At 43.3% G+C, this 9,703-nt stretch carries 8 protein-coding genes; all 8 read left to right on the forward strand.

Translation table 11 applies throughout. From position 1 onward, the window contains the following. Nucleotides 1-14 precede the first annotated feature (14 nt). Complete coding sequence (locus GXO74_01185) at nt 15-704, forward strand: hypothetical protein (GenBank protein ID NOZ60272.1); 690 nt, start codon at nt 15-17, stop codon at nt 702-704. A 309-nt stretch (nt 705-1,013) separates the two neighbouring features. After that, the gene (locus GXO74_01190; protein ID NOZ60273.1) at nt 1,014-2,246 is read left to right on the forward strand and encodes a hypothetical protein; all 1,233 of its coding nucleotides are present in this window, start codon (nt 1,014-1,016) and stop codon (nt 2,244-2,246) included. Between the two features lie 26 nt (nt 2,247-2,272). After that, a complete protein-coding gene (locus GXO74_01195; protein NOZ60274.1) occupies nt 2,273-3,565 on the forward strand; it encodes a hypothetical protein in 1,293 nt (430 codons plus the stop codon). Between the two features lie 84 nt (nt 3,566-3,649). Further along, nucleotides 3,650-5,767 carry a GWxTD domain-containing protein gene (locus GXO74_01200; GenBank protein ID NOZ60275.1) on the forward strand — a complete coding sequence of 706 codons (2,118 nt, stop codon included), beginning with the start codon at nt 3,650-3,652 and terminating at the stop codon, nt 5,765-5,767. Continuing rightward, on the forward strand, nt 5,768-6,658 hold the full coding sequence (locus GXO74_01205; protein NOZ60276.1) for an SDR family oxidoreductase: 891 nt from the start codon (nt 5,768-5,770) through the stop codon (nt 6,656-6,658). A 130-nt stretch (nt 6,659-6,788) separates the two neighbouring features. Next, nucleotides 6,789-8,183 (forward strand): MFS transporter, encoded by a 1,395-nt coding sequence (locus GXO74_01210; protein NOZ60277.1) that lies wholly within the window; start codon nt 6,789-6,791, stop codon nt 8,181-8,183. Between the two features lie 26 nt (nt 8,184-8,209). Beyond that, a complete protein-coding gene (locus GXO74_01215; GenBank protein ID NOZ60278.1) occupies nt 8,210-8,932 on the forward strand; it encodes a hypothetical protein in 723 nt (240 codons plus the stop codon). Between the two features lie 180 nt (nt 8,933-9,112). Next, entirely contained in the window at nt 9,113-9,499 is a 387-nt protein-coding gene (locus tag GXO74_01220; GenBank protein NOZ60279.1) for a GxxExxY protein, read from the forward strand. Nucleotides 9,500-9,703 lie beyond the last annotated feature (204 nt).

Here is a 9,703-nt window from a genome sequence, read left to right on the forward strand (position 1 = left end):
CGAGGGGTAGAATTATGAGGCGTCTTGCTTGTGTCAACTTATTGTTAGTATTGATAATGGGTTCTGCTGCAAAGATTTGGTCTCAAGTGGAATATTATTACGATTATGAATTTGTCAGCAAAATAGTAATCACAGACAAGAAAGTGATTGACAAATTGGTTTTGGACTTATTCCTGGCTGAAACAAATGTTGAGAAAATTGAAATTTTCGACATCGACGGGAATGGCCCTGGTGAAGGCGATTTGCTCCGTGTTGATCCTTCGAGAAATGTGCATACGTTAAGCATGCTGACAAAAGAGACAAAGGACATTTTGAATGGGATTGAGAAAGATCCGAATGCAGGAGATGAAGGGTTGACAATTAATATCGGCGAACACCCGAGTACGCCTGAGGAAGAAATTCTCTCAATTATTGGCAATGTCATCATGAAAATCTATGCGCATGATCAACCGCTGAAGTTGTATTTCGAGCAAGACGAGGATGGCACTTATCGTTACAATTTGTACGGATACAAGAAGGAAATGTTAAAGGATTCTACCCATTTCCATTTTGGTGAAGTCAGTGAACAGCAGGTACAGGATTTGCTCAAAGCCCTCTATCAGGAATTTGCCAGTGAATATAAAGGATTTCAGCCAACAGTGGTAAGAATTCGTGAAGTGATACGGGATACAGTTTACGTGCCGCTGTATAAAAAGAAAAAGTGAATTCGATTGTCAGCGTTTTGTCAGGCAGGTGGAAGTGCGGGATAGCGCCATTCATCTGCCTTTTTATTTTGCGCGTTGTTCGGGGTACGAGTCTGGCTAATTGCGAATGTTTTTCTCACAGAGGCGAATCAGGAAGATCTTTTCAGATGGCTAAAATCCGCGCGACATGCCGATTATTGAAACTTTCCACTAATGGTTAATGATTCTTACGCCCAATAATTTCATTGAACTTTTTTAATTCCTTTACGTCTAAAATATTAGCTTGAACAAATTAAATCCAATTTAAATTTTATGCGGGAGGTGGATCCCATGCGTCGAATGCAAAATATTTTGCCTCGATTGTTGTTCGTTATATTTTTAGCTACGTTTTTATTCGCCGGGTGCTATACGCAATTGGAAAGACCTCGTGTTGATACGGATGATGAATATTATTATGAGGAAGAAACAGCGCCGGAGGAACAGGGGCAATCCCAGCAAGAGCCTTATTATGACCAGTCCGACACTACCGTTGTAAATTATAATTATTACAATAACAATTACTACTTCGATCCGTTCATGGATCCCTGGGATTATTGGTATGGTGCAAATTATAATCCTTATTTTTATGGCTATTATTACAGCGGATTTTATCCTGGTTATTGGTGGGATCCCTACTATCATCCCTATTATCCAGGATGGTATGCCGGATTTTATGGCGGTTATTACGACTGGTGGAATTATGACAACTACTGGTACGGCGGCGGTATGTACTGGGTCGCCGGGACAAAAAAGAAGCGGTCTTTTGATCGTCGGTCGATAGGGCAACTCGATCGTGAAGTTCGCCGCGTACAGAGGGAATCCGTGCGCAAAGTACAAAGGGTGCCGCGAAGCGAGGATGTCGGAAATAGAATTGTCGATAGAGGCGACAATCGGCGAGGCCAGTTGGAACCGAATCGTCAGACCAGACCTGTCTCCGGAGAGAGGCAAACGCTTGCTAAACCCAAAAATGACGCTTTGCCGAATCGTGATGCGAGAAAAACGACAGTGAATCGCAGAAGAATGACTATTGTTCGTCCTGAAGGAAGAATTATCAAGCGTCGACCCACGACGGGAAAAACTTATGTCCCACAAGCCGGACGGAAAACAATTGTTCGTGCGCCTGGGTCAGATGCCCGGCCTGATAAAAATGTGAGAAAACCAAGTTCGAAGAGATCAGGGGATGCAATTCGAACAAATCCGAAGTCAAAATCAAAAAGACCGGCGCCACAAGTGCGACCCAAGAGTAAATACAATCCGCCGCGGATAAGTAAAAAAGGAAATAGCAGCAGCTACAGACCGCATTTGCGTCCCGCGGCCAGAACAAATAGAAGCAGCACGAGTATTCGTCGCAGCAGCAGGTCCATTCCCAGTAGAAGTTACACGCGTCCTTCGACGAGCCGACCCAGCAGTCATTATTCACGTCCGAGCGTAAATCATAGTTCAGGCTCAGTTTCCAGACCTGCTCCGTCGCGTTCATCGAGTTCCGGGAGTAAAAGTTCCGGGTCAAAAACGAAGAATAAATAAATCAAGCAAAAGATGGAGAGATGCACATGCGATACGGTAAATTTTTAATCATAATGATAGTTGGTTTATTTTCAACAACCGTTTTTGCTCAAAGTGAAGCCTTCTTTTTGGGAACGAGCGCCGGTGTCGGAGGCAGAGCCCTTTCGATGGGAAGTGCTTACGTGGGCGTTTCGGATGATTATTCAGCTACCCTGTGGAACCCTGCCGGTCTCACGCAGCTTCGTCGGATGGAATTGTTCACTTCCATTACGAATTTCAAATTGACTAACGATGCCTCTTTCAAGAGTCAAGTGCAAACGGATAAGACTTCCAAAACAAAATTGAACTCAATCGGTTTTGCCTTCCCCATTCCGACTTATCGCGGCAGCATGGTTTTTGCTGTCGGATACAACAAAATCAGAAATTTTGACGAGGGATTTGCTCTGCAGGGATTCAATCCGCTCGATACGGTTCGGGCTGAACAGGGTTTTACCGAAGTGGAAGAAGGCGACATGGCAAATTGGGTTTTTGCCGGTGCAGTTCAAGTGACTCCGAACCTTTCCGTGGGCGCGGCTTTTAATTTATGGCGTGGGGAAGATTCTTTTGATTGGGCGTTCAATGAAAATGATGTAAATAATAATTACTATTACAACAGTTACGATTATTTGCAGCAGATTCGGACGAATTTTTCAGCGACAAATTTCAAATTGGGCGCGTTTTATCAGTTGGGATTTCTCGGCAGAATCGCCGGGACCATTGCTACGCCCGTAAAAATCAAAGCAAAAGAAAACTGGCGTGAGACCGTGTCTCAGGTCGAAGATGCCGACAGTCCTAATCAGAATTACCAGAATAGCGAAGGCGGGAAATGGGACTACGGCATACGTTCACCGTTTACATTTACAGTCGGCGCGGCTTTGACGATGCTGCCGAATATTGTGCTGTCTGCAGATGCGGAGTACACTGACTGGTCGCAGACACGCTACACCTCTGAGCCGCCGGTGGGTAATGAGTATCGAAAAAATTTGGATTTCAAAAATAATTTTCGTGCTACAACAACGATCCGCATGGGCGGCGAATTTACTATTCCATTTATCAATACGCAAGTTCGCGCCGGCATTATTCACCAGCCTTCGCCGTTAGTAAATGCGCCTAAAGAAGCGAATCGCCTATTTTACACAGCAGGAATCGGCTTGCTTTTGGACAAGCAATTCAAACTCGACATCGCTTACGTCACTGGCGGCTATGAAAGACAAGGCAGCTACTTAAACGAATATTTTAATAATGTTACTGAAAAAATTAAAGTTGACCAAGTTTACGCAACAATGTCGATTCGATTTTAGCTGATATTTAAAAATAAAACTTGAAAAAGTCTCTGTTATTGATTAATTTAATGGCAGAGACTTTTTTTGTGAGGGCTAATTCGAATGTTTGCCAGGACGATCATTTTTTTCATAATAGCAGCCCGGCTGAGTTTTTGGCCTATTAATTTATTGGGAAATGACAATAAAGATGAGGCGGAAAAACTGTTTCAACAGGCGCTCGTTTCCCTGCAGAAAAAAGACACCACTCAGGCAGTGATTTACCTCAAAGGAGCTACTCGAAAAAATTACAAATTAGCCAAGGCGCACAATCAGCTTGCACTGATTTACATGAATGCGGGAACAGTCTATGGCAGATTTAAAGCCACGTTTGAAATCGAAAAGGCGATCCGGTGTGACTCGAAAAATTTGCAATATCGTTTCAATCAGGCGCTTTTGAATTTGAAAAAAGGAATGACAAGTCTCGCCGAACATCAATTCAAAAAAATTCTCGAAAAAGATCCTGACAATTATCAGTGTTATCTTCATCTTGCTTCCATAAAAGAAAATGAACTTCTGCACTACCAGAACATGGTCAGCATTGATCCCGGCAGCGATGGCGTTATTTTTTTTCAAGAATTTGCTGATAAACTACTGGATCAGACTGCGGAATATTATCGCAAAGCAATTTCTCTGCGGCCTCAGGAAACTGAACCTTATTATCGGCTATCGCTCATTTTTTATGAATTTGACCGATTGAAAGAAATGATTCAATTATTGGAGAGCGCGGTTAAAATCAATCCCCGCGACAAAAATTGCCATCTTTTTCTGGGCTTTGGCTATCATGGTTTGAGGGAATACGAGCTTGCGAATTCGGAATATGAAAAGGCGAAAAAATTAATGAGTCCGGAAGAGTGGGCAGTGATGGAGTCAATTGAGCCAATTTTATCGGACAGCAAGAAGGTTGAATTTCTCGCCATGGGACCGCGGAAAAAGCATGATTTTGTTAACAATTTTTGGCGAAAAAATGAACCATTTTATCTGTCAAAAATAAACGAGCGAAAATTGGAGCATTACAGCCGGGTGGCTTATGCGAATTTGCGCTTTTCCGATCCCAGGAAAAATATCGAAGGCTGGCAAACCGACATGGGCAAAGTTTACATCCGCTACGGCAAGCCCAAATATCGTTTTCGCACGCGGCCTTATCTCGGCGCTCACTCGCCTGGCACGAGGAATCCGTTGGTGCATTCGCGGGAAATCTGGATTTATCCTGATTTCAGATTCAAATTTGAAGATGAGTATCTTTCCGGCGCTTACACTTTTGCCCGGGATTATTCACCCGAATTTGATTACAAGCTGATTTATGAAAACATGACTAAAGAAAAGCCGCAATATTATCAAATGTTCCCTGATTCGATGACTTTCACGCCGCCGCTTGATATTGTCCGATTTTTTGACGTGAGGAAAATGCCTGATCCGGAATTTTGTTTTGGCATCCCGCTCGACTCGATTCGTTATCAGGGCGTCCTGCCAATCGGCAAAAATCTGAAATCAGGGCTTTTTATTTTTGATGAAAATTGGAAAAAAGTACTTGAGAAAAAACAGAACTTCCGGCTTGTCAAGGAAAATTTCGTTGATATCGGGAAACAACTATTTTTCACTTCGCACACGGGCGCGCCGCTCAAGCCTGGGAATTATCATTACGCGCTGGAATTTGAGGATGATTTTTCCGGCAAAAGGGCGAAAATTCACGCTGATTTAGTCGCCGACAGCGTGGCGACTAAACACGTGAAAATGAGTCAGATTCTAGTGGCGAAAAAAATTGACCCGCGCATTTACGTTTCTGCGCAGACGAGATCGGATTTTGATATTTTTCCTAATCCGACGCATAAATTCACTAAGGGCGAGCCGGTTGCGGTTTACTTTGAAATTTATCAACTTGCGTCGGGGAATGACGGCAAATGCCGCTATCGCATCGAATATCGCGTGGGCGAAGATATTTCATCCGCCTCCATTTTTGTACGTGCCCTGATGCGGCTTGGCGTGAAGAAAAATCCCGGAACAGTCACGACATCTTACGAATATTCTTCAAATAAGAGCCGGGTCGTTCACTATCAGTATCTTACGCTATCACAAAAATCAGCAGCAAGACAAAAATTGACAATTACCGTCACTGATTTGGTGTCAGGGAAGAAGGACAGCCAGTCGATTTCATTGGAAATTCCGGAAAAGGAGAAGCAGTAGTTGGAAAAGAAACGAATTTTGATCACCGGAGGCAGCGGTTTTGTCGGGGGCCATCTTATTCACTTGGCAAAAAGAAAATTTGAAGTTCATGCCACTTTTTTTAACCATCCGGTAACCATGCCCGGCGTAAACTTTCACCGCATTGACATGGCCCAATCCGCTTCTGCGGAAAAACTTTTTGCCGCAGTCAATCCCGACGTCATCATTCACACGGCTGCTATTTCCAATCCGGATTTTTGTGAAAAAAATAAGTACCTCGCCCGAACGATAAATTTCGCTTTTTCCGCCCAATTGTTTGATTTTGCCAGAAAAAATCAACGGAGGTTTATTTTTACTTCTTCAGATTTAGTGTTCGACGGCACAAGGAAAAATTACACTGAAAATTCCTTGACAAACCCGCTTAATTTTTATGCCAGAACAAAAGTCGATGCCGAAAATTATATTTTGAAATATTCAGCCAATGCAGTAATCGCGAGATTGGCGCTGGTTTACGGCTTGGGAATAACGAGAAAAAATACTTTTTTCGAGACGACAATAAAAAAAATGCAATCGGGTGAGCAGGTGGTACTATTTGATGATCAGTTTCGCGCGTCCATCTGGGTCAATGACCTGGCGGTGACGCTGCTGGAATTGGCTGCGAATGATTTTCGCGGCATAATTCATCTCGGCGGGGGCGAATGTCTCAGCCGCTGGGAATTTGGCAATTTGATGTGCGAGATTTTCGGATTTGAAAAAACATTGATCATTCGCAAATCGATGGAAGAAGTGAGAACAACAGCGCCGCGACCGAAAAAAATTTGCTTGGACAACACGCTGGCAAGACAAGTTTTGCGAAGCAAAATCCGCAAGCCAAGCGAGGCGTTGCCGATAATCCGAAAATCTGTGAATTAATCCTTGCATTTTAGGCGACAATTTGTTATTATTAACCACTTTTTTATTCCAAACATTGAAAAAATCCTGACGATCTGCGCTGTCTCTCATCGAATCAGGGAATTGACCGGATTTTTGGAAGGAGAAAATTATGGCCACTCTGGCGCTGGAAAAACCTGAACATTCCACTGCTTTTCGCGTGCGTCGCTTTCTGAACTGGTTCCCCATGGGACTGACTTACGCGTTTTTGTACATGGCGCGATACAACCTGACTGTCTCGAAAAATGCGCTTGGCTCTTTAATGTCAAAAGAAGATTTCGGCATTATTTTCGGCGCAGGAACGATCACGTACGCCTTCGCCTTTTTGCTGAACGGGCCGCTCACTGACCGGCTGGGCGGCAAAAAAGCTATTTTGACCGGAGCCTTCGGTGCCGCAGTTATGAACATTTTGCTGGGAATTTTGACGTATCTCATCGTTGCCAAAGGTATGGCGATCAATATCGCGCTGGCGTTTTCCATTGTTTATGCCGGTAATATGTATTTCCAGAGTTTCGGCGCCGTGGCAATCGTGAAAGTGAACTCGTCCTGGTTCCACGTCCGCGAGCGCGGAGTTTTTGGCGGTATTTTTGGCATTCTCATTTCGTTGGGAATTTATTTTGCCTTTGATTGGGGAACGGCAATTGTGGAGGCGACCCAGGCGAATCCTGAGGTGGAACTCAGTTGGATTCAGCATCTGATTCGTTCCGCTGTCGGAATTTCGCCCGAGGGCGTCGATCAAACCTGGTGGGTCTTTTTCATTCCGGCGATGCTATTACTGACCTTTTTTGTGATTGAATTGTTTTTGTTGCGAGATAAACCTTCTCAGTCCGGATTTGAAGACTTTGACACCGCAGACGCTTCTTCCGGCGAGGAAGAGGAGCCGTTTGATTTCAAATTATTGCTGAAGAAAATTTTGACCAATAAAATTATTCTCACTATTGCCATTATTGAATTTTGCACGGGAGTGCTACGCCAGGGAATTATGCACTGGTACCTGATTTTCACCAACGAAATTGGTCTCAGCTCCGATCATTTCATGCGCGAGCACTGGGGATTGATTTTGATGCTCGCCGGATCTTTCGGCGGAATTTTTGCCGGATTTGTTTCCGACCACATTTTTGGTTCGCGCCGGGGACCTGTAGCGGCGCTATTTTACGGTCTAATGATTGTATTGACCCTTATCATGGGTTTTACTTTGCACATGAATCCTTACGTTCTGGGAGCAATTGTTACACTGATGTCGCTGGCAGTCATCGGAACGCACGGTATGTTGTCGGGGACCGCGACCATGGATTTCGGCGGACGAAAAGGCGCCGCCACCGCTGTCGGTTTGATTGACGGATTTGTCTATCTGGGAACCGGTTTTCAGGCCATCACGCTCGGATTTTTGCTGTCAAAAAGCTGGAGTTATTGGGCGCCGTTTCTGGTGCCGTTTGCCATTATCGGTTTTATTCTGGCGATTAAAATCTGGCACGCTTTTCCGACCGGCAAAAAATCTGTTCATTAACCATTAAATTTGTGAGGAGCTAAACTATGGCACAGGATCATTTTGACATAATTATTTTAACAGCGAGGCCCGCTGCTGGGAAATCAGAAGTGATTAATTTTCTCAAAAATACTGATGTTCCGACACGATTAAAACGATTTCATATCGGCGAATTTGAAGAAATGGATGACTTCCCTTATGTCTGGGACACTTTTGTGATTGATGACATTTTGAGCAAACACGGCAAACCGCGCTTGTTCACGGATGAGGAGTATTATTTCAAAGATGATTTTATCTGGAATTTGTTCATTGAAAAGATGAATATCGCCTACGCGCGTAAGCTGGCGTACAATCCCAATTATCACGACACGCACACGCTGATCATCGAGTTTGCTCGTGGCGGCGAAAATGGCATCGGAGAGGCGCTGTCCTATCTGGACAATGAGATTCTCAAAAAAGCGGGAATTTTTTATCTCGATGTCAGTTACGAAGAATCCGTGCGAAAAAATCGGGCGCGTGCGCGAAAGGGGCAGGAGGATTCGATTTTATTTCATTCGCTGCCGGACGAAAAAATGGAATTCTATTACAAAACAAACGACTGGGAAAAATTAACCAAAGACGATCCCAAGTACATCTCTGTCAAAGGAATCAAAGTGCCGTACGCCGTATTTCACAATATGCCTGATTTAACAACACCGGGCGGCGAGCCGCTGGGAAAGGCGCTGGAAGATACTTTTGGGAGATTGTGGGAGATTAAAATGAAAAAATAGCAGGCGGAATAATAGAACGCGGATTTCACGGATTGAACGGATTCTCGCGGATTTAAAAGCAAAAATAAAATATGAATTTACCGTGTTTAATTTCAATAATCTAATCAATGAATTTCACCCAATATATTTTTCACCAAAGTCTTAATAAATTCTTCGGTATAAAAGAAGGAGACGAATAGAATGCTTCATTCAGACCTAACCAATAAAATTATTAGGGCATTCTATAAAGTTTATAACACGCTTGGCTATGGATTCCTCGAAAAAGTATATGAAAATGCATTAGCAACGGAATTGCGGAAAGCTGATTGCAAAGTCGAACAACAAAAAAATATTAGAGTTCATTATTTAGGAGAAGTTGTTGGCGATTATTTTGCTGATTTGATAATTGATGACACTGTGATAGTTGAATTAAAAGCAGCAGAGGGAATTTGTGAAGGACACGAAGCACAGTTACTTAACTATTTGAAAGCAACAGACAAAGAAATTGGCTTGCTGTTAAATTTTGGAAAGAAAGCAGAGTTCAAGCGAAAAATATTTACAAATGACAGAAAAAATATTAACCTTTGACAACTTCCGTGCAAACTAAATTATGCGTGCGGATTTTCAAATGTAATTTTTTTTAATCTGTGAAAATCCGCACAATCCGTGTGCATCCGTGTTCCAAAAGAAAAATCTACTTTTTCACCATCCGCCCCTGTACTTTGGAACTCACCTCTTTTCTTTCTTCAATCGTTTGCATCACTAAATCCGATAGCGGCATATTCAAATTTT

Source organism: Calditrichota bacterium, from assembly GCA_013152715.1.
In the GTDB taxonomy this organism is placed as follows: domain Bacteria; phylum Zhuqueibacterota; class Zhuqueibacteria; order Thermofontimicrobiales; family Thermofontimicrobiaceae; genus 4484-87.

What these genes read in the sequence shown, in the direction of transcription:
- GXO74_01185 (NOZ60272.1), top strand. Translation starts at nt 15, where the DNA reads ATGAGGCGTCTTGCTTGTGTCAACTTATTGTTAGTATTGATAATGGGT.
- GXO74_01190 (NOZ60273.1), top strand. Translation starts at nt 1,014, where the DNA reads ATGCGTCGAATGCAAAATATTTTGCCTCGATTGTTGTTCGTTATATTT.
- GXO74_01195 (NOZ60274.1), top strand. Translation starts at nt 2,273, where the DNA reads ATGCGATACGGTAAATTTTTAATCATAATGATAGTTGGTTTATTTTCA.
- GXO74_01200 (NOZ60275.1), top strand. Translation starts at nt 3,650, where the DNA reads ATGTTTGCCAGGACGATCATTTTTTTCATAATAGCAGCCCGGCTGAGT.
- GXO74_01210 (NOZ60277.1), top strand. Translation starts at nt 6,789, where the DNA reads ATGGCCACTCTGGCGCTGGAAAAACCTGAACATTCCACTGCTTTTCGC.
- GXO74_01215 (NOZ60278.1), top strand. Translation starts at nt 8,210, where the DNA reads ATGGCACAGGATCATTTTGACATAATTATTTTAACAGCGAGGCCCGCT.
- GXO74_01220 (NOZ60279.1), top strand. Translation starts at nt 9,113, where the DNA reads ATGCTTCATTCAGACCTAACCAATAAAATTATTAGGGCATTCTATAAA.